Source organism: Pseudoalteromonas phenolica, from assembly GCF_005876835.1.
In the GTDB taxonomy this organism is placed as follows: Bacteria; Pseudomonadota; Gammaproteobacteria; order Enterobacterales; family Alteromonadaceae; genus Pseudoalteromonas; species Pseudoalteromonas phenolica_B.
Map to the genome: position 1 here is coordinate 101,983 of NZ_PPSW01000021.1, position 26,112 is coordinate 128,094.

Genomic DNA, 26,112 nt, shown 5'->3' on the forward strand with positions numbered 1-26,112 from the left:
ACAATGCAGAGAACAAAAAAATTTTTAACCTACTCTGGTCTTTTACTTTCAGGCACTTTATTACTTTCAGGTTGTCAAAGTACAAAGATTGAACGCGTAGACAGCAATCAAGAGATTGCTCTATCTGACAATTGGAATGCTAAGGATTCGCAACTCGTCGCCGAAGCTATGGTCAATGATATGCTCACCTTTCCATGGGTTAGCGATCACTTAAAGTACCACAGCAGCAAGCCTGCCATTATCATTCAAAGTGTTCGTAACAAATCTCATCAGCATATTGCCGTTGATACTTTTTTAAATGATTTAAAACGTGCCATTCTAAGAACGGGTCAGGCTGATTTCGTGGCAAACAGCAGTATTCGAAATGAGATCCGTGAAGAACGTAAAGACCAAGAACTTAATGCCTCTATCGAAACGCAAAATGAAATGGGACAAGAGCTAGGTGCTGATTATGCCCTATCTGGGAGTATCAACTCATTTGTTGACGAACAAGATGGGCAAAGAGTGACGTTTTACCAAGTAGACTTAAGATTAATCGATATGACAAGCAACCGTGAGGTATGGAATGGCCAGAAGAAAATTCAAAAACATCAAAAACGTTCGCGCTTTGGTTTCTAAAGCCCCTATAGCTGCGTGCTTATCTTTGCTGATGTTATCGGGTTGTCAGTCTACCTCTTCAAGAAGTGAGCCTGTCACCCCTGCTTGGATCATACAAACTCCAAGCGCACCGAATGTGGTATACGGCGTTGGTCAGGCGCAGAATTATGGCGATTTACAGCAAGCTAAAAATACAGCGATTGAATCCGCCCGTGTTGCTTTAGCAAAACAACTTAATGTCGTGATCACTGCCGATACCCGTATTGTGCAACAAGCCAGTAATGGCAGTAGTAAGTTTAAACTTAACGAATTAATTCGTTCACAAGTGCCTGACTTAAAGTTACAAGGGTTACGCATTAGTGAAGAGTTTCAACAAGGCAATACCATTTATGCACTGGCTGAGTTCAATAAAACTAATGCAATTATGCAAACTGAACTCGAGATTTCAGGTATTGATAGTCAAATTACCGGTGTTAGCTTAACCCAACCGACTAAAACACAACGTTTGAAATCGGCATTGAGAGTTAAGAAGCTCTTAGCTGAACGTATTCAAAAGAATGAGTTTTTGTCTATGCTACAAAGCCAACAAGTGATCTTAAGTGAGTCAGTATTTTATAAAGCCAAACAAGCTGAAGAAGTGATTGCTGATTTAAGCTTTAATCTCGAGGTAACTTCTGAGAAAGAATCAAATTTAAGAGATCACCTAGCTAAAGCGCTCACAGATCAAGGCTTAAAAGTTTCGACATTTAAACCGGACTTTACCATCAAGATCAGAACTGATTGGCAAAACATCAACCAAGACAGCACTCATTATAGCGTTGCGCAGACCTTTGTTTCTATCGTTGAGAACGGGGAAGAAAGAGCACACTTCAACAGTAAAGTAAAAGCGGCTTCTTCTTATCAAAGTATGGCAAAAAATAAAGCCATGGATAAGATTGCAGATAACCTAGCTGCACAAATCGCTGAGTTTATTTCTTCATCTTATATGTAAGTACACACTTACAATTAAGCCATTCTTAACTTTATCGCTTGGTTACGGCCAAGCGTTTTTGTTTCATTTAAGGCTGTATCAGCCAAAGCCAGTAGATCTGTATAATTATGTGCTTTATTTGCTAAGGTCGTCGCAATACCAATAGAGACAGTCACAAAGTCATTGCCATCATCTTTGTTATAACAGATTTTGCGAGATAAAATATTATTCTGAATGCGGTTTGCTATTTTTAGTAATTCTTTTTCTGGGGTATTGTGTAAAATCATCACAAATTCTTCACCAGAAAAGCGCCCGACTATATCTTCGCTTCTGCCTGCAGATAACACATTCGCAATGCCCATAAGTGCTTCGTCGCCTGCCGCATAACCATATTTAAGGTTATATTTTTTTAGGTCATCTACATCAATCAAAAATACGGTTAATTCTGTACTATAACGGCAAGCTGTTTGCCAACTGCGTTGTAAAACACGTTCAATTTCACGACGATTATAAAACCCGGTTAATGCATCATGAGTTGCATAACCACTAATAATATCTAATTGATGTTTAGTACGAATATGCATGGCTAACCTACCAAGTAAGCTCTCTTTTTGTCTGCTTACATCAAGCATGTCAGATACGCCAACGGCAAAACCTTGTGTCTCGACTTCATCGGTTAACTTATCGCTATAATAAATAACAGGGGTTGTACTTTGCGACATTGCACGAAACTGTTTACAGAACTTAAAGTCAGGATCCGCTTGGTGTTCAACGAGTATCAAAGCACAGTTTTGTTTCAGCGCTTTACTCAATAAAGCATCTTGCGACTCAAGTTTATAAAAATCATATTCTGCATGAGACAAATAACTTGAAACTACTTGAGATGATAATGAGTCTCCAAGCATAAACACTTTTTCATTAAATTTAAGATTGCAGGCACTGTACTGATCAACTTGTTGCACGGCTTCATTTTTAAAGAATGAGAGTAAAGTACTTTCATTTTGTAAACCTGTAATAGAATCTCCGGCTCCGTTTGCCAAAACAGGTACTTTATGCCCAAAATCACCTTTTTCCCAGTCCGACTGCCATTGCAACAGCTGTACTTGCTGCTGTTCACTAAACTCAAATTCATCTACACCATACTTAACAAGTAAAGAATCTAAAATTGTAGGATCTGATATATCTAAATTCTCTATCCATAGTGCTCGGTATAAAGCATCTCTAAACTCAAGGGCTTTATCTGGATAACAGCCTGACACCGCATTGAGCGTTTCATTCAGCATTGAAGTATTAACCATAAATTTTGGATTATGGATCTCAATGTCAGGGGCTTTATCTATTACGGCTTTAAATTCGGCATTGAGAATATCAATATACTTTAACTCTTGAACATTTGCAGAGGGTGCATGCTCTACTAACCGCCACTCTATTTCGTTAACTAAATCGAGATTTTTTAACCGCTCGTGTAGTACAAAACAAAACGGGCAATTTATATCAGCATAAACAAACGGTCTTTGATTCATAATAGTCAGGTACAATGAAGTATATTATTAAATATAGACAAGACTTTACCTTAGAGTAAGCCAATAAAAAAAGAGCCGAGGCTCTTTTTTTGGAATTATCATAATTTACTGCTATTCGTTTTCTTCATAAAAGCGCTGTAACTGCTCTTTTAGATTTGGTGGTATACCTTTAATTGTAAGCGTGTCATTTTGAGCATCATACAATACCCGCTCACCTAAGTGTTTACGCTCAAAACCCACACTTACACCACCACCTATACCTGAAAATTTCACCATAGTTGTTAACGTCTTCTTATCAACTGGGAAAGATTCAGCTAAGTCATAGCTTTGATCTTTATAAAAGTCTTCAAATTGAGTCTCTGAAGATTTTGACAGTGTTTCAGATAAGTCAGCTATATTGGCGTCTTCACCTGTTGTGATGCAGTCGTTACAGTAATCAAAGACTTCTTTCCTTAAGTCGTCTTTTTCTTCCTTATTAAACTGCTGTTCACTCAAATAATCTTCCACAGCTGCCAACATCACATTCGACTGCTGTTTAGCATCAATGCCTTCTTCACAGCCTAAAAAGTCTAAGAAAAAGTCAGCCACTTTTCGACCTGCTCGCCCTTTAATGAACGAGATGTAACGCGCATCTTCAGGCTGAGTATCCCAAGCTGATAAATCAATTCTTGCTGCAAGCTGCATACGAGAGATATCTAAATGGCGCGAGGCAGATAAATCAAGCTCTGAAGTAATCGAGTAATGCTCTTTAATGTTTATAAGTGCTATTAGCACATATTCTGTTGCCACATATTGGTAGTGACAAAATACCAGATATCCAGTTTCGTTAAACGCGTATTTATTTAGCTCTTCTTTTAATACCTGTGTGGCTTGTTCGGTCACATTATAAAAATTGAGTTCATTATTGCGATAGCTCTGCATTGCCGATGCAACTTGGCTATTTTTATCTGGGCTAAACGCACAGTATCCCTTGCCAGGTTTACTGGTGTAAGCATGATGTAATTGTTCAATAAATACATTCACTCGGTCGTTAATCGACATCTCATCATTGCGTAAATGGATTTGGGTATCTTCGTCCTGTTTGTCGACATAATGGACAACCAGTTTATTCACCTCAATGCTCATCTTTGTTTTTCGCGCCTCTGGTGTTAAAATAAAAAATTATTATTTATTGATTTTGAACCAACTGATGCCTATCCAATCTAAATATTCCAACAAACAAGTAGAACAAATTGTCGACCAGCTTATCGATGTGTTAACTCAACAACAGGCACCTGTTGATTTAAGTCTAATGTGTTTAGGAAATTCTATCACGCATATTCTAAAAGAACATGTGCCAGAAAATAAAAGACAAGCTGTTGCCGACAATTTCGCTAAAGCGCTCGTGCAATCGGTAAAATAACTGAATGAATCTCACCCCTGACAACCAGTTTTCTTCGAAAGCCAGCCAACTTTTGAGTTGGGGACACTGGTTTACTTTCGCTAATATTGGCTTAGTACTGCTGATCAGTACGATTTATTTATTTGCCGATAGCCAACCGAGCACACCGCTTGGTTGGTTCTATATGCTGATAACTTGGGTGAGTCATACCAGCTTTATTACGTTTTGTGCCTTTGTCTTAACCATATTTCCACTGAGTTTAGTATTCCCTTATCCTAGGCACATACGGGGCATGGCTGCGGCCATTGCAACGATTGGTGTTTCAACTTTATGCTTAGATGCATTCGTATACTACAGCCTCGGCTACCATATTAACATTCAGTCGCTACCTGAGATAATTAGCTTACTTTGGTCAACACTCACAAGCTCACCAGCCATCACTACTGTCATTGCTGGTTCTATTATTATTATTATTTTGGGACTGGAATTGATTGCCAGTAACCATGCTTGGCGACACCTAGATAGACTGAAAAACCTAAAATTTGCCCGTTACGCTACGAGTGTACTGGTTACTTGCTTTGCCTTAAGTCACAGTATTCACATATGGGCCGATGCAAACAACTATTTCGATATTACAAAACAAGATAATGTATTGCCGCTCTCTTACCCTACAACGGCAAAGACCTTATTAGCACGTCACGATTTACTTGATATTGAAAAATATCAACAGGCGAGAAATGTACAATTAGAAGGCTCAAAGGGTGAATTTGTACTTAAGACTTCATTGCCAAATTGTGAAGCTGAAACACAAATCGTCAATATTGTCGTATTTGAAAATAGTGAACAATTGAATGCTTTTGTTACTGAGCGTTCGAATTTGTCTGTGCTCGACAATGTTTTACAGCCAGGTAATCGCCAAGATGCACTGTTTAACCTTATTTATGGGCTACCTGCATATTACAATTCTGAAAAGCTACGAGGCTCTTTACCCGCTTGGTCACAGAAAAATGCGCTACTGGGCCTATCAGGCTTTACAGATTCAGGCTTCAAAGATACTGATGGTGAGCACCCAGTCAACATCATCTTAGCTGATAAACTTGAAGGTCTTCCTACTGAAAATTTGATTGCACTTTCTCTTGCTGACGACAATGGCAAAGAGCTAATTACCACCTCACAGGCATATGTGTCAGATTCTATTCAAATAAAAAATAGTGACAGTTTTAAACAGCTTAACGACATAGTCTATTCTGTGATATCAGAGCAACTCAATTGCCCTACACTTGCAGAAGCTACCATGTTAGGTAGAAACCTAAATCAAGACTTCCGCCAAGAGGGCGTGAACTACACTAACGGTGTATTGATTACGTTCAAGAAAGACCGAATTACTTTGGTTAACCCAGACGGCAGTTATAAACAAATGTCAGGCTCTGAGGGTTTCTTATTAGAACAAAGTTTAGATATCCCCTTTCTTATCCATAGTATCAAAGAATTACAAAAGTTCACCCGCAGTAGTGGTGGCAATTAACTTGCATCTCCTTTTAGCTTTACTATATTTCTATAATCCTTCTGAAGGTTATGGAGAAAACTAAAAGGAGCTGTTTATGCTAAGAACATATGCCATCATTCTTATACTACTCTCTATGGGTGTTTCTGCAGAAAAGGTCTCTGTCAGTTACTATAAGTGCGTTACAGATAGAGGCACTATTTTTAGTCAGCACCCGTGTGGTAAAAATGGCACTATTCACACATTAACGCATTCCAATCCTGAAGCAAAAATACCTGCTGAACAGCATTTCAAAACACTCAATAACCTTGAGAAAAAACAAATAGTTAGAAATTTAAAGCGTGAGATCCGTGCTAAGCGTCAGAAATCTGCTATTTTGAGTCGTGACAGAGACAGAGACTCTAGAGAGCAACAAGCTCGCTTGAATCGCGTTATGGATGACCGAAAAAAACAACAAACTATCCGAGATGTTAAAAAGCAGCTCAAATCTATCAATAAGCAATATTTAAAAGATATTAAAGACATTGATAAACAAATAGCGAGATTAGAGAAGCAACTAGCCCGCTATCAATGACGCTTAGGGAAGAATAAGCAGATCGTAATCACCTCTAGACCATTGTGGGATAGCCAAACACCCCATTTTCATTATATAGTGTCAGCAAGATAATGCGTTTTTGGTAATTTTCACCCTATTTTGGCGGCAAATTACCTAAATATCGAGGATGATGATGCACGCTTTCAGTCTAGCCCAATTGATACTTTCTGGCTTTGCTAAGCACTATCAATTATTTCAACAGATAACAGGGCAAGCCCCTATCGCTTTTGCTACACAAGACTGGGGGAAGCTACAGCAAATCAGCAAAGCACGTATTCATCATTATGATGCCCGAGTCAACGAAACCATCAATGACGTAAAAGAGCTACTAAATTGTGATGTGCTTGATGAAGCTTTTTGGTACCAAGTAAAACAGCACTATCTAGATTTATTAACCTTTCATCCTCAAGCTGAACTGGCCGAAACCTTTTATAACTCTGTATTTTGCCGTTTATTCGACAGGCAATACTTTAATAATGATTTTATTTTCGTCGAAACAACTTTAAAAGATGCTCCTGCGGTTGCCGTTGAAACCGAATATCGAAGTTATTTTCCAGTTGTTAAAGGGTTAAAGCCCACTATCAAACAAATTATCAATGAGTTTGACTTTCAGTGTGAATTTGCCAATTTAGAACAAGATATTAGATTATTAGTAAAGGCATTTATTCAACAAGCACCCGATACGCACCACCAGCACCATCAAATGCGTTTTGATATGTTACCTGCGCCATTTTATCGCAATAAAGGCGCATATATCATTGGTCGCGTTGTCTCTCAGAGTGGCATTCAACCCTTTATTATTTCTGTATTGCATGATGAGCAAGGCAAGCTGTGCATTGATGCTTTACTTACCAACTCTTCCCAGATGCGGGTTATTTTTGGCTTTGCGCGCGCGTATTTTTTGGTTTCAACTAATACCCCGTCAGCTATGGTGCATTTTTTAAATCAATTAATGCCGAATAAGACTCCCGCAGAGCTCTACAATGCCATAGGCTTTCATAAACAAGGCAAAACTGAGTTTTATCGTGAGTTTTTACATCATCTAGATAACAGTAATGATAAGTTTGTGATCGCCCCAGGCACACCCGGTATGGTGATGATGGTATTTACGCTCCCAAATTTTCCCTATGTTTTTAAAATCATTAAAGATAAATTCTCTGAAAGTAAGCCTTTTGGTCGCGATACAGTATTAGCTCGATATCAATTGGTCAAAAATCACGACCGTGTTGGTAGAATGGCTGACACCATCGAATACTCAGATGTTGTACTGCCGCTAAATAGATTCTGCCCTGAATTACTAAAGCAATTACAAGCAACCATTGCTGGCAGTATCAAGATAGAGAATGATCATTTAGTCATTAAACATTTATACATCGAGAGACGAATGAATCCGCTCAACCTTTTTATTGAGCAAGCTTCTGACGAACAAAGTTTTAAAGTGATTGACGATTATGGATTAGCCATCAAAGAGATGTTGCAGGCTAATATCTTCCCTGGAGATATGTTGCTGAAAAACTTTGGTGTCAGTAAACACCACAGGGTGATATTTTATGATTACGACGAAGTGCAATACCTAACAGAAATGAATTTTAGAGCCTTGCCGAAGCCAAGTTTAGATGACTTATACTCAGGGGCTGATTTATATTCAGTTGCACCACAAGATGTATTTCCTGAGCAGTTATTAACTTTTGTGATGACGAACCCTAAATTGAAAACATTCTTTGAGCAGACGCATCCCGAATTATTAACCGTTGAGTATTGGCAAAATGCACAAGCCGATATCGTCAATAAAATAAGTAAGCATATTTACCCATACCCGCCTGAGCAAAGATTTAACCACATTGCGAAACAAAAGAGATTAATGTGAATATCAGTAAAATAGATTTAAATTTATTAGTATATCTCGACACTTTATTACGAGAATGCAATGTTACTCGAGCTGCAAACCAGCTTAGTATTACGCAACCAGCCATGAGTAATGGCCTAAAGAGACTGCGTAACTTATTCAATGACCCTATTTTGGTTCGAACCAGTGATGGCATGGTGCCTACAGAGCGTGCCTTAGAGTTACAGCCCGTTATCCGTGGTATTTTAATGACGCTTGAAGAAACCCTTGCACCAAATCGAGAATTTGAAGCAAGTCAAAGTAAGCGTGTATTTAGGATCATGGCAAGTGACTACGCCGCAAGTACGCTTGCGCCAAAGTTATTAACTAAGTTACATGAAGAAGCACCTGACACCACACTAGATATATTAACGCCAAGTGACGTCACCTTTCATGATGTAGAAAATGGTAAGGTAGATATGGCCATCAACCGTTTTGAAAATCTACCTCAATCTTTCCACCATAAACGTATCTGGAAAGACAGTTTCTGCTGTTTAATTAAGTCTGATAACCCAATCATAGATAAATTTAACCTCGATGCATATTTAAAAGCACGACATATCTGGGTAAGTAAAACTGGCTTTGGTGTAGGTGTTGGTATGGACCCAGAAGATGTGCAAAAACTGGGTTGGGTTGATGAAGCGCTCGCGCATTTTGGTAAACACAGAAACATAGCTACCTTTACCCGTAACTATCATGTCGCTATTCATCTGGCTAAGGAGCAAAACTTGATTGCTACACTGCCATCAAAAGCTGCCAATATTTATAAAGATGATCCACAATTAGCTATTTTAGAGCCGCCGTTCCCTATACCGCCATTTGAACTCGATATGATTTGGAGTCCTCTCCTTCACCGCGATGCAAGCCATATTTGGCTCAGACAGAAAGTCGCCGAGGTGGCTGAAGAATTAAAATAGCCTTAGCATCATGAAATTAAAAACGAATACCTGCTTCTGCAGGTATTTTTTTGTTCAAATAACACAAGTCGTTACATTTAAAATGACAAATAAAGTTAACTCTAAGTTAAATATCTTTGACCTCACCACCATTTTGATGTAACTTTAACCATGTTAAAAATATTTAACTTTAAGTAAAAAGGAATAAACATGACTAGACAGCAAAAATTTAAAGAATGGCTTGATAGCTGTAGCTTTCGAGAAGTGACATTACTCGTTGATTTGCTTATTTGTGGCTACATCTTGTTTTACTATTTGCGCGCAGTGTTATTAGCAAGTACTGAGCAATTGAGTGATATTACTTGGTTATCTGAGCTACTTGGTAACGTGATCATTTATAGTATTGTACTGATGATAGCTAGTTATATTCTTTTAGCCCTTGCGAGTGAAAAAGAGCTTGAACAGCCCATGGATGTACGTGAGAAGCAAATCAACTTAATCGGCTACAAATACTCAGCATGGATCTTACAAATCGGTTTAGGTATAGGCATTTTCCAATATCAAATTGAAGCTAACCCGTTTTTTGCAGATAAAATCAGTATGCCTTTTTTACCACTACATATTATGGTCATCGCCTTTATCTTAGCTGAAATCGTTTTTTATGGTGTACAACTCATTAAAGGCCGTACAGGAGCGATTTATGACTGATCGCGTTATCACAAATTCGATTAGAACGTTGAGATTTTTAAACAATGAGATGACGCAAAAGCAACTTGCTGAAGCCATCGGGGTGACTCGTCAAACAGTGATGGCCATTGAAGCCAATAAATACTCGCCAAGTTTAGAAGTGGCTTTCAAAATTGCTGAGGTCTTCTCTTTACCACTTGAAGAAGTATTTCAATATAAAGAAGTTGAATAAAGCCAAAGGGTTGGCTTTATTCTTTTTAAAAAGGGTTAGAGGTTATTAGTTTCAACCTGCTTTTCACCTTTAGCCTGTTCTAATTTATGTTGTTTAACTGCATCTTCGTAACCAATCTGAATATGGGTATGCAATGCACTTAGATAACCCACTATGAGTATTCCTAAAAACATAACTGTGCAAGACTTCAAAAATACTTTTATTTTATTTTTTTTGAAAAAAGTCGTGTAAGTATAAATAGGAAATACGATTGATAAACACAAAGAAGTATAACCAATAGCTTTTGCATCTAACAAACTAGTCGCAACCAATATTGAAGTAAACCAAGTTAAATGTGCAGATGGTAGAATTGCTAATACGTAAAACTCAGTAAATTTAATACCTTCTTTTCTAAAGAAAACTCTCAATAACAGAGCAAAAATTGCTGCGTAAATAAAAGTTAAAAACAACATTGAGCCTTCTATAATTTTGCTTAAGACCTCACCAAAATGTTGAGTTTCAGGTGAAGAAGAGCTTGTGAATGCACTCATTGTCAGCTCACTGACGGATTGACCAGTTAAAGCAGTTAAAAAAATAAAAAATGTCAAACTCCAGAAAGCGTATTTAATTGGATTAAAATAACTTGCTCTCTTGCCTTCTATATAATTTCTGCAAACTCTACCAGGGGAAGTTGTCATGGTGATAAATGTTTTTAAAAATGGTGACTCAAACTCTAAAAGCGCTCTTTGAGCTGTTTTAAATAACTCTTTAAAAGTAATACGTCGTGCTTTCTCTTGCCCACATTCGCCACAAAAGCGTGTTGTTAATTTTGCACCACAGTTTAAGCAATTTGCTTGCTCATCAAAGTTTACCACGTGATTCATCCCTATCGAAAACGACTAAAAATAGAGCGTTAGACATTATTCTTGTAAGCAAATTGTCCCTAACCTGATACTTCCTGTCAAAGGTTTATTTACATATCCGATATTAATACATTGAATAAAGCGTCAGTTTTAGTCCCTCAAAATGATTAGTTATTAACAAGGGCTGGCATTATTAATAATCAGGAAAATAAAAAAGCTAATCATGTTATATGATTAGCTTTTCTAAATGCTTAAGAGGTCATAGTGTACTTTAGGTAATGGCTTTTCGCCCTGAAAACGCATGCATTAGCGTCATACCATCAACTAAGTCAAGCTCGCCACCTACAGGCATACCATGAGCAATACGAGAAGCGAGTACATCATATTTTTGACAAAGCTCAGAGATAAAATGTGCTGTTGCTTCACCTTCTACGGTTGGGTTAGTGGCGAGAATGACCTCATCAATGTTGCCTTCAGAAAGACGACGCTCTAACACATCTAAACCGATCTCATTAGGGCCAATGCCGTCTAACGGTGATAAATGCCCCATTAATACAAAGTACAAGCCTGTGTATTGACCTGTTTGCTCAATAGCAAGTACATCAGTTGGCGATTCAACCACACACAACAAACGACTATCTTGGCGTTTAATATTTTGACAAAGCGAACATTCTGGCTCTTCACAAAACGTGCGACAAGTTTGGCAGTGCCCAATAACTTGCATCGCTTTAGTTAGGCTTTGCCCTAACTGGCTACCGCCTTCTCTGTCTCTTTCAAGTAGGTGAAAAGCAATACGCTGAGCCGATTTAGGGCCTATGCCAGGCAAACAACGCAAGGCTTCAATGAGTTGTGATAAGGTTCCAGATAGTTGCATAACGCTTCTTTTTATTTAAAACTCAACACTTATACAAACCCTCTTTATTAAGTGATCTATTTTGAGGCAAATGAAACTTGTCGATAACAAGGCGAAAGATTTTCTATTTAGTTGTTCTAAATAAGATGTTTTCAACGAAGTTAGCGTCAGTTTTAGCCCCTAAAAATTATTAAATATTACTAAGGGTTAGTATTGTGTACTAAGTATGTCTTGTTAGATTGATGTGATTATAAAAGTGCGACAAACCTGTCACAAGTATAATTAATTAACTTATAGAAAAATCATAGATAAGTGTCGTTTCGTGCCAGCTTAATATTTCCAGCTATACTGATATAATGAAGATAAATCGACGCTTGTTTATCAAAGGTGCATTGAGTGTTGGTGCTCTAAATTATTGCGCCCCGCTTTTGTGCCTTCCAGTTGAGACTATTCAAATTGAATACGACCTTATGGAAGAACGAGATAAACGAAGTAGAGCTGACTATATTCTCAACTTTGCTTCTCCTTATCAAACCGTCCAACACAGAACGACCCCTCACCTACACCAAGAATTAAAGTTTTATATTGAGTCATTATCTGAAGGTAAAATATACGTATCACTATTTGACAACGGGCAACTAGGTGTAGGCACTGAGTTGATGGCCTCCATTAACCATAAACGTATAGATGCTGCATTAATTTCAGTTTCTAACTTATCCCGAGCTCTGCCATTGCTCGACATTTTAAACATCCCTTTTTGGACGAGTAGCAACCAAGCATACCTAAACTTAATCAGCTCTAAACAATGGCATGATTTAGTACTCGCCCCCATTAAGAGTCAGGGTAAATTCCAAATTCTTTTACATCACATTGTCGGTTCACGCACATTAACGACGGTTAAACGCTCAAACAAACGCATCATAATGCCCGAAGACCTAAAAGATATTACATTACGTGTGCCCGCATCTAAAGTGCTCACTCACTTTTATAAACTTACGCAGGCTAATATTGTCGAAATACCATGGAGTAAAACCGCTAAAATGGCACGCCTAGGTCTAATACACGTACTTGATCCTAGTATAATTGGACTTCATTCAGGTCCTGACGGCTTAAAAAGTTACTTAAAACATGTTACTAAAATCGACAGTGTACCGGATGCATGGGTAACCGTTATCAGCCAAGCTTGGCTAAAGCAGTTACCAGCCTCTTTAAAAGAGGTAGTTACCATTGCCGCTGAAAAGACATTTGAGCATCACATTAATAATTTTAATGCCATTCATACCGAATGTATCAAAGGGCTCTCAAAATATGGCACCGCTATTTACCAGCCAAGTAATAAAGAGCAATCAGAATGGATAAGGCAGTTTGGTCATCACCAATCTGCCTGGCGGGACATAAAAAAAGATTTATTAGGTGATCTCAAAACCTTTGATAAATTACTAGACGCGACCAATGAGACCAGTCCCTTTAAGCTTTCTTAGTATTGTGATCACCCGTATGAGTTAATTAATCTCCATCAACAGGTTTTCAATTTTCATACTTTGGCCTAATTCTTCGCACCGAGTTAGTCCAAGCTTTCTGAATATAAGATTCTTATCTTTTATGCCCTGCTCTTTGTTAATTAGGCCTGATATGTCTTCAGCACAAAATGCTTTTAACCTTTCTCTTGTTGAAGCCTCTGAGATCAAATCCTTTGAATATTCAATTCGCCCTTTTGCATGAAGTGACAAGCACCACTGAATTACCAATAGATTTTTACCCAACGCATATGAATCGTAATTCAGAGTTGTTGATGGCTGGAATTGCGTTCTGCAAAGCCGGTGGCACCATAGATTTCACCACCAGCACCACAGACTATGATTTAGCACATGGGGAGCTCGCTGCCGCAGAAGCCCTTGCCTATTGCCTTGAAAAAGGCGTTGCTGAGGGTCAACTTACAATGAGCTCAGACGGGCATGCAAGTCTACCTATATATGACGCACACAATAACTTGATTGGCTTTGAAGTGGGCCAAGAATCATCGCTTTTACATGCATTTCAACAAGCTGTATTAGAATTTAACGTACCACTTGAAAAAGCGTTGATGGCTATCACTCATACCAATCCGCTTAACTAAGTGGTCTATTTTGAGGCAAGAAAACCTTGTTGGTAGCAAGGCAAATATTTCGTTATTTAGTTGTTCTAAATGAGAAATCTTTAACGCAGCTATCATCAGGTTTAATCCCTCAAAATGATTAAGTGTTATTGCGGATTGGTATCAGAACCCTTCGCATATACTTGGCTTAACTAAAGGGCAGATAAAAGTTGCAGGCGATGCCGATTTGGTTTTGTTAAGAAAAGCAGACTTAGCTGTTGATAGTGTTTGGAGTAATGGAAAGCTGATGATTGCAGAGCAAAAAGTCATTGCATCTAGATTCTTCAAAAGAGTGTAACATTTACCTCCCTAGCCTATTTTAGCTTTTAGCTGATTTAGGCTTTTTTATTTTCTTACTAAAAATATAAGCCCCCAGTAAACCACTTATAAAACCGAAAATATGATTTGAACTGCTGGTTTGAGCAGAAAAGTCTAACAGTGTCGCCAAAAAAGCAAAATCCATGTAATAGGTGACGGCGACTAACACGGAAAAACTAATTGCACCAACCAAGTTAAGATTGAACACAGCTGTGCCAAATAAAAAACCATAATAACCCATCACAATGCCCGACGCGCCAATGTGATTTCCATATTCACCAAATACCCAGACCAAACATCCCGTCACAAACATTATAAAAACAGTGACACGCTTAAACCCATTCTGCAGACTCGCTAAATACCCGCTGATGAATAAACCGACCGTATTACCGGTTAAGTGGCCCCAACTCGCATGGATGAAAGGTGCTGTAAAAATACCGTATAAACGCTCGGGGAGCTGAGGCACTAACCCTAAATTAGATATAATAGGTGGGTAGAACGATGCCATTGCCATAAGCACATGCATAAGCAACATAGCTAACAGTAATAATCTGAAGTTGTATGGAAAAAGCTTTGTGCGCTTTTTTTCATTCATTGCATTTGGCATCTTTCATTATTTGCAAAAATTTGTAGTTAGACATCGTTCATCTAATTTACGTCATTTTTAGAGAAAGTTAACACGAACTTTCACTATTCAACGGTATTTTCCCCTCATTTACCTAAAAAACTTGCCCTTCACTGTTTGTCGGCTGACAATGGGTTTATTCCTCAATTGTTGTTTAATGAGGAACATTTCTTACTTAAAACATAGATTGAGATTTTACTCAATTAAAAAGAGAAGATAACAATGAAAAGAACTGTTATTGCGACAGCCTTAGCCGCTGTCTTTTTAGCTGGCTGTTCTGAGTCAGAACCAAAAGTTGAAAAAGTACAACAAGTAGAACAAACAGCTGGCAAAGCTGAACTAGGCACATTCGGTGTTGACCTAACAGCACGTGATGAAAGCGTTAAACCTGGTGACGACTTCTTCATGTATGCAAGTGGCACTTGGTATAAAAACTACGAAATGCCTGCTGACAAAACGCGTTACGGCGCATTCACGTCACTTGCTGAGCGCAGTGAAAAGCAAGTTAACGCCATCATCGAAGACATTATTTCTCGCGATAACTTAAATGCAGAAGAGCAATTGATTGCTGATTTCTACAACGCATTTATGGATGTTGAAACCCTTAACAAATTAGGGATCACACCAATTCAAGGCCTACTTGATGAGATCAAAGCCATTGATAATACTGACGGCCTAACAAAAGCATTCGGTCAGTCTTGGCTATCAGGCGTAAACTCACCGATTGGCGGTGGCATGTGGTTTAATCGCCTTGATCCTAATAAATATGAAATGTCTATGGGTGCGGGCGGTCTAGGTTTACCAGATCGTTCATACTATTTAGAAGAAGCAGAGCGTTTTGAGAAGACACGCGCAGAATATGTTGCTCATATCGCAAACATGCTTAAATTTGCAGGCTTAGAGAATACAACTGAGCGCGCCCAAGCGATCCTTGCACTAGAAACTAAAATGGCTGAAGGCCATTGGCCACGTGAAAAGCGTCGTAACCGCGACCTGACACTAAACCAAATCAAACGCGAAGATTTAGCTAAAGAATACCCTGGTTTCAATTGGGATCTGTACTTTGCACAAACAGGTTACAAAGTACCTCAGCTAAATATGTCTCAGCCTGAGCCAATCAAAGCAATGATTGACCTTGTGAATAAACAAGACCTTGCTGTTTGGAAAGATTACCTGACTTTCCACGCTATCAGTGGCAATGCAAACCTGCTTTCAGAAGATATCTTCAACGCATCTTTCGAGTTCTATGGTAAGCACCTGAGTGGTCAGCAAGAACCTCGTCCACGTTGGAAGCGTGCTGTGAGCCAAATGTCTGGTACACAATCTTTAGGCTTTGCAATTGGTAAAGTGTACGTTGATAAGCACTTCCCTGAGTCATCGAAAGAACAAATGTCAGAGCTGGTTGAAAACCTGCGTAAAGCCCTTGGCGAGCGCATTGAAGGTCTAGACTGGATGGGCGAAGAAACAAAAGTAAATGCGCAAGCAAAACTAGCGGCATTTGTACCTAAAATTGGTTATCCGGATGTATGGCAGTCATTTGATGGCCTAGCACTTAAAAACAATGACCTAATGGGCAATGTTAAAAACCTGCGTCAATTCTTCAGAGATGACAGCGCATCAAAAGAGCTTGAAAAAACTGACCGAAACCGTTGGGGTATGACACCACAAAGAGTAAACGCATACTACAACAGCTCATTTAATGAGATTGTATTCCCTGCAGCGATTTTACAACCACCATTTTTCGATCCAAATGCTGATGCAGCGGTGAACTACGGTGGCATCGGCGCAGTTATCGGTCACGAAATGGGCCACGGTTTTGACGACCAAGGCTCTAAGTCTGATGCTGAAGGTATCCAACGTAACTGGTGGACTGACTCAGACCGAGCAGCATTCGAAGCAAAAGCTGACAAGCTTGCAGCTCAGTACAGCCAATACGAGCCAATCGAAGGTAACTTCGTAAACGGCCGTAACAGCCTTGGTGAAAACATTGGTGACGTAGGTGGTTTAGCAATGGCTTACCACGCGTACAAGCTGAGCTTAAATGGTAAAGAAGCACCAGTTATCGATGGCCTAACTGGCGATCAACGTTTCTTCTTAGCTTGGGCACAAGTTTGGAAAGAAAAGCGTACTGAGCAAAGCATGCTTAATCAGCTTCGCGCAGGTACACACGCACCAGGTCGCTTCCGTGCACTTGCACCTCGTAACCATGATGCATGGTACAAAGCGTTCGACGTAAAACCAGGTGATAAGTTATATCTTAAACCTGAAGAGCGTGTACGCATCTGGTAATAAGCTTTAAGCCATAAAAGCATAAACTCAGTGTCTAACTGGGTTTATGCTTACTAAACACATTTAATTAGAGCACATACCCATTACAAAAAATGCTTGTATTTCTTTAAGCTTTAACGACCCAATAAACTCTAAATCTGACCTAATTCGACTTATTTCCAAGTAAGTGATAATTCAAAGTACCATATAAACTATTCATTTCTATTGGTTTTGCAATATGTGCTAAGAACCCACGACTTAAATATTTTTCTATATCTTCTTTCATTACATTGGCTGTTAAGGCAATGACAGGTAAGTGCGGAACACGCTCTTTTAAAATTGATTGCGCTTCAAGACCATCCATTATGGGCATATGAATATCCATTAAGACTAAATCAAATTGCTGATTCTGAGCTATTTCTACCGCTTGTTTGCCATTTTCAACAATCATAATATGCGCTTTTGTTGGCTTAAGCATAGAATCAATAACAACTTTATTTATCGGGTTATCCTCTGCAACTAAAATGGCTTTGCCTTCTAAATTAGGGGCTGACAGTGCTCTTACAATTTGGGTATTTGAAACAAAGTCAACTGGTTTCAAAGGCAAAAACACAGTGACCTTTGTACCTTCATCTAAAGTGCTTTGTATATCTATTGTTCCATGCATCATTTTAATTAAATTGGTGGTAATAGACATCCCCAATCCTGTACCACCGTATTTTCTAGTTGTTGACTTATCAGCTTGCTCAAAACGCTCAAACACACGCTGCGTTGCCTCTTGAGTCATACCTATACCAGTATCAATAATCTCAATGAATAACCCCTCTTTTTTATTGTCAAAGTAGCAATAAACATTTAATTCTACGTAGCCTTTTTCAGTAAATTTCACGGCATTAGAAGTCAGGTTTAAGATAACTTGTTTAACCCTAACTAGATCGCCTACCCAATACTCACTGAGGTTTTGTGCTCTATTGACTGTGAATGCGATTGGCTTGCAACTTACGATAGGATCTAAATCATATTTAATTGACTCAAGTGTCTCTGTAATTGAAAACTGCACGTCTTCTAGCTGTAAGTTGTTCGCTTCAATTTTTGAGTAATCCAAAATATCATTAATAATCGTCAGCAAGCTTCGCGCTGAAAACACAGCGTTCCTTAATACCGTTTTTAAATCAGGTGATAGTTTGGCACCTTTGAGTAATTGCAGTGCCCCCAAAATCGCATTCATAGGAGTACGAATTTCATGACTCATGTTGGCTAAGAAATCGCTTTTTGCTTTTACAGCTTTTTCTGCCGCTTTCTTTGCTTCTGTGAGCGTTTTCATCGCTTCTACTCGGTCAGTCACGTCATAGTTAACACCTATCACTTTTAACGCCCTACCTTTTGAGTCTCGAATTACCTCGGCACTTGCCTTGAGTGTTTTGATATCTCCATTTGGGTGTGTCACTCTAAATTCAGGCTTATATACAGCTTTGCCTTTAATGGCATTGTCTAATTGTGTTTTGGCATCGTCTATATCATCTTTATGCACACTATTGACCCAAGCCTCATAGGCACCAGAGAATTGCGATTCAGAAATACCATACAGACTGTACATCCATTTATCCCAAACTAACTCCCCGCTTTGTATATCCCACTCCCAAACCCCGATACCAGCAGAGTCGTTTGCTAACTGCAGACGTAAAGCCAGTGCATCAGCTTTCTCTCTTGCTTCATGTATTTCGCGTTCAGTGCGCTTTTGTTCTGAAATATCTTGTACGACTGACCAAATAAAATTTTGGTTATGTTTATTTGTTATTTTAATTCCGGAGAGAAGAACGGGATTAGTCTCACCATTCTTTTTTATATACTCTTTTTGATAAGGCCCATAAGAACCAAATTTTTGTAATGACTCTAATTGCTCTGCTTCTTGCTGTTCATACTTTTTAGGCGTTAACGCCCAATAATCCATATTGTTTAACTCTTCGATCGAATAACCTGTCATTTTGCTAAATTCAAGATTAACAAAATCAAAACTGCCATCTTCTATTGAGTTAATTGCTATGCCAACAGGTGCAAGATTGACAAATTTTTCAAACTTTTCTTGTTCTTCTAAAACCGCTTCCTCGAGCGCTTTACTCTTAAAAGATAATGACTCAAGTTTAGCTTCAGCCTTCATTAACTCAGAAATATCTCTACCAATTGCTAAGATTAATCGAGTTTCACCAACAATCAGGGGGGTTAGAGATACCAAACAAGGAAAAGTACTTGCATCAGCACGTGAATGTGTCCATTGAAATAATTGTGGGCCAACTTTTATTGCTTGCTCTATGTATTCTCTTGCCATGTCATCTGAACTGCGACCGCAGTTTTGATACTCAGGTGATAAATCAGCAGGGCTTAATTCTAAAAAACAGTCAATACTTTGCACGCCATGCATATCAACTGCAGCCTGATTGCACTCTATAAACTTTCCTGAATCAAGATCTATGATAGATAAGGCATCGGCTGAAACCTCAAATAGTTTTTTATATTTATCTCTTTCGTGTGAAATTTCAGAAAGACGCTCTTTGAGTTGTTTATTTTCGAGCTCTAATTGATTTTGATTAACCTGCACTTATTTCTCGTTGCAGAATAGAAGACATGCAAAAAGTATAGTTCTAAATAAAATAGTTACATTGAAAATAATGAGTAATAAGAAGGTTTATTTGACTGAAAATTCAATCAACAAGCGTTACTAAAGGTATAAAAATGAGCTAATGCATCTTGCACACTAGCTCAAACAGATATTTAAAAGTCAGTAAGTATCAGTCGGCCTGTTTCAAAACTGAAACAAAACATTAAACTCAGCTAACTATTTAATCAAGGTACAAGCGTTCACTTTTTAGCTATTAAATCGCCTTGAATTGTATGCAACGAATTAGGGCTGGTGCATTCAATCCGACTGAAAAATTGAGTTATTCACATTACTTAATTGCTAACAGGCTATTAAATACAAAACACTAAAACTATATGATTGTTTCAGAACACTATGAAATGATGTTTTTGCAACCTTAGTAGTATTAGGTTTGCTGTCAGCCTTTGATGCGTACATTAATGTTACTAGCTTTTTTAGATGCTAAAAATATTACTGCTTAGTATTTGAGGGGGTTATATGTTTATTTTTTCTCATAAAAAATAAAAAAGCTCGGGCGATTTATTACCTGAGCTTTCATTAGTTTTTGTCCCCCATTTGTCCCCTAGCGGGGATAAATAGAATAAAAACCTTTTAATTCAAAACATTAAGCTTAGAACGGCATTTTCATACCTGGAGGCATCTGCATACCGCCAGTAACATCAGACATACGTTTAGCTGACTCTTCACCAACACGACGCACGGCATCGTTTACAGCAGCAGCTAGCAGGTCTTCAATCATGTCTTTGTCGTCTTCCATTAAGCTTTCGTCAATTTCAACGCGCTTAACGTTGTGGCTGCCCAGCATAGTTACTTTAACTAGGCCTGCACCTGCTTCGCCTGTTACTTCTAGGCTTTTGATCTCTTCTTGGGCTTTTTCCATGCGCTCTTGCATCTGCTGAGCCTGCTTCATGATATTGCCCATTCCACCTTTAAACATAATACGCTCTCTTACATATATTTTATTTGGCTAAAAGATAAGGTCTATTGTACTCGATTACAATGCCTGTATGGTATTTTCATCGACCTCGGCACTAAATTGCTCGATAAGTTGTAATACAATAGGGTCTTGATTAATCGTTTCTATCGCTTGCTGATGCCTATGTGCATCTATTTTTTGTTGAATTAGATACGGTGAGTCTATCACCCCTTCTGCAAATTCAACGATAAGTTCAACATCTGAGCCGTACATATCGTTCAACGCTACTTGAAGCTTTTGTCTTAAAATAGCACTGTCTAAATGGCGCTGACTAATATCAACTTGAATGTTGGCTTGATTATTCTCGTAGTGGTAAATCGAATGCAGTGCAAACTGACGCATACGACCACCCAATGCCATTTTCTCAATCAACTTAGCCCAGTCATCTTGCTGATGGGCAAAACGAATTTCACTGATTGGGCTAGCGAACCCTTCAGGTACGGGCACGGCTTCTTCTATAGGCGCTTCTTGTGCTTGCGAAGTTTGCGGTGCAATCTGCTCTAATAACTCAGGCGCCAGTTTGCTTTCGTCCGCTTTGTGTCTTTCGCTAAATGGAACTGGTTTTTTCTTCGGTGTTACTTGCGCCACATTTGAGTCGGGCGCGTTTTGCGCCTCAGACTTTTTTGGCTCATCTCCTTGAGCTGATAATAACTGCCCTGCCCCAGAGATGTTTCGGTTTTGCAAAATACGTGCAATGGCAGATTGTGCCTGCCCTTGTTGAGCTTGTAAGCGTGCAGAAGCTGACTCTGAATTTTGAGAGCTAGCGTCTTGTTGCGCTTGTTGTGTAGCCTGAGGTTCATAAGCCGGCGTATAGCCTTGCTCTTGCGCATCTTGCATCACTTGCTCATATTGCGCGGCTAGTTCTTGCTCTTGATGTTCTGGCGCATATTCTTGTTGCGCTGGTCCTTGCGGATTTTGCTGAACATGCTGTTTAAGCGCATTGCTTTCAACATTCTGTTGGTAGTGGGGTTGCTCAACAGGCGAATGTACATCTGCGCCTTGTACTACAGGTTGAGTTAACTCTGAAGGCTGATTAGTAACACCATGTTCCATTACTGACTGAAGGCTTGATTCTGCCTGCATAGGCTGAACTTGGGCAGGTTCTGCTTCAACCTGAGGCGTTGCTGATTGTACAGGTATCTCAGGTGTAGCATGAGGTTGCTGAGTGTTACTCCCACCTGCTGGCGCATTATTTTGCTTTAAGCGAGCGCGAATATCTTGCAAGCCTTGTCTTGGTGACGCAGTATTTGCAGGCTGAGCTTGAACAGCGCTGTTTGATGCAGGGTCAGCTTGGACATTAGACGTGACAGAAGGCTGACTATCTGCATGCTCAAACGCAATTAAACGCAGCAATACCATTTCAAAGCCAAGTTTTTGCTCTGGTGCCCACTGAAGATCTTTTTTACCATTTAACAGCAATTGATAAAATAGCTGTACTTGCTGCGGGTTGATCTGCTCACTCAGTGTTGCAATATCAGATTCTGAAAATACCGATATTTTTGCTGCCTGCGGCACCAATTGTGTGAGCTGAATGGCATGTAGAAGAGCGATTAAATCGTCTAAAACGGCAAGATAGTTACCATTTTTAACTGCAATTTGTGCAACTTCATCCAACACTGCCGGTGCATCTTGGCAAAGTACTGAAGCCAAAATACTCACGGCATGACTTACATCCATCAGACCAAGCATGTCTTGAACAGCAGCTAAAGTAAGCTGAGCATTGGTTTGCGCTATGGCCTGATCAGTCAAACTCAAGGCATCACGCATACTGCCATCAGCGGCTTTCGCCAGTGCTTTTAAGGCTGGCTCTTCAAACTGAATTTGCTCTTGCGGCAGAATATGAGTGAGCTGCGATACAATTTGCGATTGTGACATCGCATTCAAATTAAACTGTAAGCAACGTGACAAAATAGTAATCGGTAGTTTTTGCGGATCTGTCGTCGCCAATAAGAACTTTACATGCTCTGGCGGCTCTTCGAGTGTTTTTAATAGCGCGTTAAAACTGTGCTTTGACAGCATGTGCACTTCATCGATGAGGTACACTTTATAGCGACCGCGAGTCGGCGCATATTGAACATTGTCGAGGATCTCTCGCGTATCTTCAACTTTCGTTCTGGAAGCAGCATCGATTTCTATTAAATCAATAAATTTACCCGCTTCAATATCTAAACAGCTTTGGCACTTGCCACACGGGTTTGAAGTGATCCCTTCATCGCAGTTTAGACTTTTTGCGAATATACGGGCGATGGTGGTTTTACCAACGCCCCGAGTCCCAGTGAAAAGATAAGCGTGGTGCAACCTTTGCTCATTGAGGGCATTTACAAGCGCCTGTTTGACATGCTCTTGGCCGACAAGTTGGTGAAAAGTTTGCGGACGCCACTTCCGTGCTAGGACTTGATAACTCATATTATTCGCCTTCGAACTCAACTAACTTAAGAATATTAATACCTAAGTCTGCAACACGTTGCTCACCGCCTAGTTCCGGTAGCGATACAACAAAAGCTGCGTCAGTTGCATTACCGCCAAGCTTCTGCACAAGCTTAGCTGTTGCTTCAATCGTGCCACCTGTTGCAAGTAAGTCGTCAACTAACAATACTTTGTCGCCTTCAACAATTGCATCTGTATGTAACTCAAGCACATCTTCACCATACTCTAACTGGTAAGACTGGCTTATCACTGCACGCGGTAATTTACCTGGCTTGCGTACTGGAATAAAAGGAATACCTAACGCATAAGATAAAGGTGCGCCAAAAATGAAACCACGCGACTCTGTACCAATAATTTTAGTAAAGCCTTGATCTTTGTATGCCGCAATGAATGCATTAATCGTTTCTTTAAACGCTTTTGGATCAGCAAGTAAAGTGGTTACGTCACGGAACATAATACCTTCTTTAGGGTAGTTAGGTACCGTAGCGATACTGTCTTTGATCAGCGTGAGATTAGCTTGTGTCATAATGAAGCTTTCTATTTTGTAAAGAAAGTGATTATAACAAGAATGAGAAAAGTTGAAACTTTGAGAAATCACAAAGCCATGTTTTTAGCTTGTTTGCGCAATAAAACGACAAAAGGCTACATAACGTAGCCTTTAGTTTAGACAAAATGTCTTTAGTTTATTTGATGATTAAGCTGCAAAAGCCGTTGCTAAACCAAGAATTGCATTTAGACAGCCAATACCAACAAAAACTGCTAAGAAAGCAATGAAGTATTTAGCATTAAACGGATCTTTAAAATCACCCTTTGACATAGTACACCTATAAATTTTTAAGCACGAAAAAACGGCGCTCATAATAGACGATCCGAGCTATGCGTTAAAGTGAGAAGTGCAAAAAACCGCTAAGCTGGTTACACAAAAAAATTATTTAGTGACTACCACACCCAGCTCTGCCAAAGCGTTTAATGTTTGAGTTGCACCACCTATTAGCTGCTCCCCACTAAATTGTGGAATAATTTCATGCACTTTTGACACAAGCTCTAACAAGCTAATACCCGGATTATTATCTAGTTGCTCTAGCAAAATCGCGGTCATAGGGTTTGAAGCGATAAAACCCACGTCTTCCTCTTCATCACGATATACAACGAAATAATGAGGTTGTTCACTGGGCTCAGTCGGTTGAAAGTCTTCACTAATTTGATGAACTGGGTATTGATAAGACAAGTTACGTGCAGTGTTTGACAGATATAAAGGCTGATTGTCTATCTTTGTAAGCGGTTTTTGCATTTCATCTTCAAAACAAACCGACACATCCAATTCAACCCACTCATAATGTGCAAGCTCTAACATAAATATGGGGTCATTTTCTTGTATAATATATTCATGCTGAAGAAAAGCTAAAAACTCTGCACTGATGTCGAGAAAATACGGAGATGAACAATCATGGCTAACAAAAAAAGTGCGAACAAGTGTCTGCCAATGTGATTCACAATATAGACTTTTAAGAACCGGAAAGGCTGAGCTAACAAACCCTTCAACGTTATTAAAAAACAGCTCTTTATAAACTGTCATTCTTTCTTCAGTTACATCATCAGGTTTTTCAACATTATCGGGATCACGAATATGAGCCATAAATGCATTTTGAACATCGATGAATGACACTAGGCAACCCCTTCACTTTTAGGCAAAAACTCCGTCTGAAGTTTTTTAATTATGTCTACTTCGCTCAGCACTTCTGACATGCTCGGAATATTAAAGTCACGTTCGAGCAAAGTAGGAAACAAACCATGATAATCATAGGCTTTCTCGAGTAAATCCCAAACTGGGTCACATACATTTGCACCATGGGTATCCACTAATAAAGAAGTACTTTCTTCATAATGTCCAGCGACATGACCATATACAATACGTTCACTTGGCATGGCTTGTAAAAACCCGATTGCATCGTAACCGTGGTTGACACTGTTTACATAAATATTATTTACATCAAGTAGTAAGTCACAGTCGGCTTGCTTTAAAACTTCGAGCGTAAATTCTTGCTCTGACATTTCTTGACCGGGTGCGGCATAATAAGAAACATTTTCGACAGCGATCCGCTGCTCTAAAATATCTTGTACTTGTTTAATTCGACCAGCTACGTGTTTAATTGCATCTTCAGTAAATGGAATTGGCATCAGATCATACATATGACCTGTACCCGAGCAGTAGCTCAAATGCTCACTATAGAGTTTGATATTGTGAGTTTTGAAGAAGCTTTTAAGAGACTTTACAAATTCTATATCAAGTGGCTCTGGAGAGCCTAATGAGAGCGATAAGCCGTGGCAAATAAAGGTATGCTTATCGGTAAGTTGCTTAAACTGCTTACCAAATTTCCCGCCCATTTTTAACCAATTTTCGGGCGCCACTTCTAGAAAATCGACTTGACCCGGTGGTGACTCAATAAAGTCATCCAACATTTCACGTCTGAGGCCTAGACCGACCATGCCTATGTCATTAACTACCATATTAATACCTTTGAGTTCATGGCTTGTATTTAACCTGAGTTCTGGATAATAAAATAAGAGGAAATTTTGCTAAGAAGTTTGAGGCAGATAACCTGCCTCAAAGAAGAACACTAAGAATTAGTGAGCGCCACCACATTTACCTTCGCCACACTTGCCTTCTTTTTTAGCTTTGCCGCCGCATTTACCTTCGCCGCACTTGCCTTCTTTTTTAGCCTTGCCGCCACATTTACCTTCG

The 26,112-nt window shown here is 39.2% G+C and carries 24 protein-coding genes and 1 pseudogene; 12 read left to right on the forward strand and 13 right to left on the reverse strand.

Annotated elements, in window-relative coordinates; translation table 11 throughout:
• Positions 1-3: 3 nt before the first annotated feature.
• Both C1E24_RS13210 and C1E24_RS13215 read left to right on the forward strand, forming a co-directional pair.
• Complete coding sequence (locus C1E24_RS13210) at positions 4-618, forward strand: penicillin-binding protein activator LpoB (protein WP_138482166.1); 615 nt, start codon at positions 4-6, stop codon at positions 616-618.
• A complete protein-coding gene (locus C1E24_RS13215) occupies positions 566-1,588 on the forward strand; it encodes an LPP20 family lipoprotein (protein WP_138482168.1) in 1,023 nt (340 codons plus the stop codon). The genes C1E24_RS13210 and C1E24_RS13215 overlap by 53 nt, the downstream gene beginning before the upstream one ends.
• A gap of 14 nt (positions 1,589-1,602) precedes the next feature.
• Here C1E24_RS13215 and C1E24_RS13220 read toward each other — a convergent pair whose 3' ends face one another.
• Both C1E24_RS13220 and yejK read right to left on the reverse strand, forming a co-directional pair.
• Positions 1,603-3,090, reverse strand: a complete 1,488-nt coding sequence (locus C1E24_RS13220; protein WP_138482170.1) for a diguanylate cyclase — start codon at positions 3,088-3,090, stop codon at positions 1,603-1,605.
• A gap of 111 nt (positions 3,091-3,201) precedes the next feature.
• Positions 3,202-4,215: a nucleoid-associated protein YejK gene (gene yejK, locus C1E24_RS13225; RefSeq protein ID WP_138482172.1), complete on the reverse strand. Its 1,014-nt coding sequence runs from the start codon at positions 4,213-4,215 to the stop codon at positions 3,202-3,204.
• Positions 4,216-4,279: 64 nt separating this feature from the next.
• Between yejK and C1E24_RS13230 the strand changes: the two genes are divergently transcribed.
• The 7 genes from C1E24_RS13230 to C1E24_RS13260 all read left to right on the forward strand — a co-directional run bounded on the left by C1E24_RS13230 (position 4,280) and on the right by C1E24_RS13260 (position 10,270).
• Positions 4,280-4,492, forward strand: coding sequence for a DUF1414 domain-containing protein (locus C1E24_RS13230; RefSeq protein ID WP_138482174.1), 213 nt, complete (start codon positions 4,280-4,282; stop codon positions 4,490-4,492).
• Between the two features lie 4 nt (positions 4,493-4,496).
• The gene (locus tag C1E24_RS13235; protein ID WP_138482176.1) at positions 4,497-5,996 is read left to right on the forward strand and encodes a DUF3413 domain-containing protein; all 1,500 of its coding nucleotides are present in this window, start codon (positions 4,497-4,499) and stop codon (positions 5,994-5,996) included.
• Between the two features lie 76 nt (positions 5,997-6,072).
• Complete coding sequence (locus tag C1E24_RS13240) at positions 6,073-6,549, forward strand: DUF4124 domain-containing protein (RefSeq protein WP_138482178.1); 477 nt, start codon at positions 6,073-6,075, stop codon at positions 6,547-6,549.
• A 154-nt stretch (positions 6,550-6,703) separates the two neighbouring features.
• Positions 6,704-8,437 (forward strand): bifunctional isocitrate dehydrogenase kinase/phosphatase, encoded by a 1,734-nt coding sequence (gene aceK / locus C1E24_RS13245; RefSeq protein ID WP_138482208.1) that lies wholly within the window; start codon positions 6,704-6,706, stop codon positions 8,435-8,437.
• Positions 8,434-9,372, forward strand: coding sequence for a LysR family transcriptional regulator (locus tag C1E24_RS13250; protein ID WP_130255821.1), 939 nt, complete (start codon positions 8,434-8,436; stop codon positions 9,370-9,372). The genes aceK and C1E24_RS13250 overlap by 4 nt, the downstream gene beginning before the upstream one ends.
• A 189-nt stretch (positions 9,373-9,561) precedes the next feature.
• On the forward strand, positions 9,562-10,059 hold the full coding sequence (locus C1E24_RS13255; RefSeq protein ID WP_138482180.1) for a hypothetical protein: 498 nt from the start codon (positions 9,562-9,564) through the stop codon (positions 10,057-10,059).
• A complete protein-coding gene (locus C1E24_RS13260) occupies positions 10,052-10,270 on the forward strand; it encodes a helix-turn-helix transcriptional regulator (RefSeq protein WP_130255819.1) in 219 nt (72 codons plus the stop codon). Before C1E24_RS13255 ends, C1E24_RS13260 begins: the two co-directional genes overlap by 8 nt.
• Before the next feature lie 35 nt (positions 10,271-10,305).
• On the opposite strand, the gene C1E24_RS13265 is transcribed toward C1E24_RS13260, so the two are convergent.
• Together C1E24_RS13265 and recR are read right to left on the reverse strand one after the other, a co-directional pair.
• Entirely contained in the window at positions 10,306-11,124 is an 819-nt protein-coding gene (locus C1E24_RS13265; RefSeq protein ID WP_171040894.1) for a DUF3667 domain-containing protein, read from the reverse strand.
• 259 nt (positions 11,125-11,383) lie between these two features.
• Positions 11,384-11,986, reverse strand: coding sequence for a recombination mediator RecR (recR, locus tag C1E24_RS13270; protein WP_138482184.1), 603 nt, complete (start codon positions 11,984-11,986; stop codon positions 11,384-11,386).
• Between the two features lie 335 nt (positions 11,987-12,321).
• On the opposite strand from recR, the gene C1E24_RS13275 reads away from it, so the two are divergent.
• A complete protein-coding gene (locus C1E24_RS13275) occupies positions 12,322-13,446 on the forward strand; it encodes a TRAP transporter substrate-binding protein (protein WP_138482186.1) in 1,125 nt (374 codons plus the stop codon).
• Between the two features lie 269 nt (positions 13,447-13,715).
• Positions 13,716-14,072: pseudogene (locus tag C1E24_RS13280) on the forward strand (beta-aspartyl-peptidase); the annotation flags it as partial.
• A gap of 346 nt (positions 14,073-14,418) precedes the next feature.
• Here the strand turns inward: C1E24_RS13280 and C1E24_RS13290 are convergent.
• The gene (locus C1E24_RS13290; protein WP_138482187.1) at positions 14,419-15,012 is read right to left on the reverse strand and encodes a rhomboid family intramembrane serine protease; all 594 of its coding nucleotides are present in this window, start codon (positions 15,010-15,012) and stop codon (positions 14,419-14,421) included.
• Between the two features lie 252 nt (positions 15,013-15,264).
• Between C1E24_RS13290 and C1E24_RS13295 the strand changes: the two genes are divergently transcribed.
• Positions 15,265-17,331, forward strand: coding sequence for a M13 family metallopeptidase (locus C1E24_RS13295; protein WP_138482189.1), 2,067 nt, complete (start codon positions 15,265-15,267; stop codon positions 17,329-17,331).
• A 142-nt stretch (positions 17,332-17,473) separates the two neighbouring features.
• On the opposite strand, the gene C1E24_RS13300 is transcribed toward C1E24_RS13295, so the two are convergent.
• From C1E24_RS13300 to C1E24_RS21245, 8 genes are all read right to left on the reverse strand, one after another.
• The gene (locus C1E24_RS13300) at positions 17,474-19,906 is read right to left on the reverse strand and encodes a PAS domain-containing hybrid sensor histidine kinase/response regulator (protein WP_138482191.1); all 2,433 of its coding nucleotides are present in this window, start codon (positions 19,904-19,906) and stop codon (positions 17,474-17,476) included.
• 670 nt (positions 19,907-20,576) lie between these two features.
• Positions 20,577-20,903 carry a YbaB/EbfC family nucleoid-associated protein gene (locus C1E24_RS13305; protein WP_138482193.1) on the reverse strand — a complete coding sequence of 109 codons (327 nt, stop codon included), beginning with the start codon at positions 20,901-20,903 and terminating at the stop codon, positions 20,577-20,579.
• Positions 20,904-20,960: 57 nt separating this feature from the next.
• Complete coding sequence (gene dnaX, locus C1E24_RS13310; protein ID WP_138482195.1) at positions 20,961-23,348, reverse strand: DNA polymerase III subunit gamma/tau; 2,388 nt, start codon at positions 23,346-23,348, stop codon at positions 20,961-20,963.
• Position 23,349: 1 nt separating this feature from the next.
• On the reverse strand, positions 23,350-23,895 hold the full coding sequence (gene apt / locus C1E24_RS13315) for an adenine phosphoribosyltransferase (protein WP_138482197.1): 546 nt from the start codon (positions 23,893-23,895) through the stop codon (positions 23,350-23,352).
• Positions 23,896-24,063: 168 nt separating this feature from the next.
• On the reverse strand, positions 24,064-24,186 hold the full coding sequence (locus tag C1E24_RS21180) for a hypothetical protein (protein WP_276320054.1): 123 nt from the start codon (positions 24,184-24,186) through the stop codon (positions 24,064-24,066).
• Positions 24,187-24,297: 111 nt separating this feature from the next.
• On the reverse strand, positions 24,298-25,035 hold the full coding sequence (locus C1E24_RS13320; protein ID WP_138482199.1) for an HvfC family RiPP maturation protein: 738 nt from the start codon (positions 25,033-25,035) through the stop codon (positions 24,298-24,300).
• A complete protein-coding gene (locus C1E24_RS13325) occupies positions 25,035-25,877 on the reverse strand; it encodes an HvfB family MNIO-type RiPP peptide maturase (RefSeq protein WP_431188327.1) in 843 nt (280 codons plus the stop codon). The genes C1E24_RS13320 and C1E24_RS13325 overlap by 1 nt, the downstream gene beginning before the upstream one ends.
• A 117-nt stretch (positions 25,878-25,994) precedes the next feature.
• Positions 25,995-26,112 (reverse strand): HvfA family oxazolone/thioamide-modified RiPP metallophore (locus C1E24_RS21245; RefSeq protein ID WP_431188328.1); only part of this gene is annotated, 118 nt, incomplete at its 5' end.

What these genes read in the sequence shown, in the direction of transcription:
- C1E24_RS13210 (WP_138482166.1), top strand. Translation starts at nt 4, where the DNA reads ATGCAGAGAACAAAAAAATTTTTAACCTACTCTGGTCTTTTACTTTCA.
- C1E24_RS13215 (WP_138482168.1), top strand. Translation starts at nt 566, where the DNA reads ATGGCCAGAAGAAAATTCAAAAACATCAAAAACGTTCGCGCTTTGGTT.
- C1E24_RS13220 (WP_138482170.1), bottom strand. Translation starts at nt 3,090, where the DNA reads ATGAATCAAAGACCGTTTGTTTATGCTGATATAAATTGCCCGTTTTGT.
- yejK (WP_138482172.1), bottom strand. Translation starts at nt 4,215, where the DNA reads ATGAGCATTGAGGTGAATAAACTGGTTGTCCATTATGTCGACAAACAG.
- C1E24_RS13230 (WP_138482174.1), top strand. Translation starts at nt 4,280, where the DNA reads ATGCCTATCCAATCTAAATATTCCAACAAACAAGTAGAACAAATTGTC.
- C1E24_RS13235 (WP_138482176.1), top strand. Translation starts at nt 4,497, where the DNA reads ATGAATCTCACCCCTGACAACCAGTTTTCTTCGAAAGCCAGCCAACTT.
- C1E24_RS13240 (WP_138482178.1), top strand. Translation starts at nt 6,073, where the DNA reads ATGCTAAGAACATATGCCATCATTCTTATACTACTCTCTATGGGTGTT.
- aceK (WP_138482208.1), top strand. Translation starts at nt 6,704, where the DNA reads ATGCACGCTTTCAGTCTAGCCCAATTGATACTTTCTGGCTTTGCTAAG.
- C1E24_RS13255 (WP_138482180.1), top strand. Translation starts at nt 9,562, where the DNA reads ATGACTAGACAGCAAAAATTTAAAGAATGGCTTGATAGCTGTAGCTTT.
- C1E24_RS13260 (WP_130255819.1), top strand. Translation starts at nt 10,052, where the DNA reads ATGACTGATCGCGTTATCACAAATTCGATTAGAACGTTGAGATTTTTA.
- recR (WP_138482184.1), bottom strand. Translation starts at nt 11,986, where the DNA reads ATGCAACTATCTGGAACCTTATCACAACTCATTGAAGCCTTGCGTTGT.
- C1E24_RS13275 (WP_138482186.1), top strand. Translation starts at nt 12,322, where the DNA reads ATGAAGATAAATCGACGCTTGTTTATCAAAGGTGCATTGAGTGTTGGT.
- C1E24_RS13290 (WP_138482187.1), bottom strand. Translation starts at nt 15,012, where the DNA reads ATGAATGAAAAAAAGCGCACAAAGCTTTTTCCATACAACTTCAGATTA.
- C1E24_RS13295 (WP_138482189.1), top strand. Translation starts at nt 15,265, where the DNA reads ATGAAAAGAACTGTTATTGCGACAGCCTTAGCCGCTGTCTTTTTAGCT.
- C1E24_RS13305 (WP_138482193.1), bottom strand. Translation starts at nt 20,903, where the DNA reads ATGTTTAAAGGTGGAATGGGCAATATCATGAAGCAGGCTCAGCAGATG.
- dnaX (WP_138482195.1), bottom strand. Translation starts at nt 23,348, where the DNA reads ATGAGTTATCAAGTCCTAGCACGGAAGTGGCGTCCGCAAACTTTTCAC.
- apt (WP_138482197.1), bottom strand. Translation starts at nt 23,895, where the DNA reads ATGACACAAGCTAATCTCACGCTGATCAAAGACAGTATCGCTACGGTA.
- C1E24_RS21180 (WP_276320054.1), bottom strand. Translation starts at nt 24,186, where the DNA reads ATGTCAAAGGGTGATTTTAAAGATCCGTTTAATGCTAAATACTTCATT.
- C1E24_RS13325 (WP_431188327.1), bottom strand. Translation starts at nt 25,877, where the DNA reads ATGGTAGTTAATGACATAGGCATGGTCGGTCTAGGCCTCAGACGTGAA.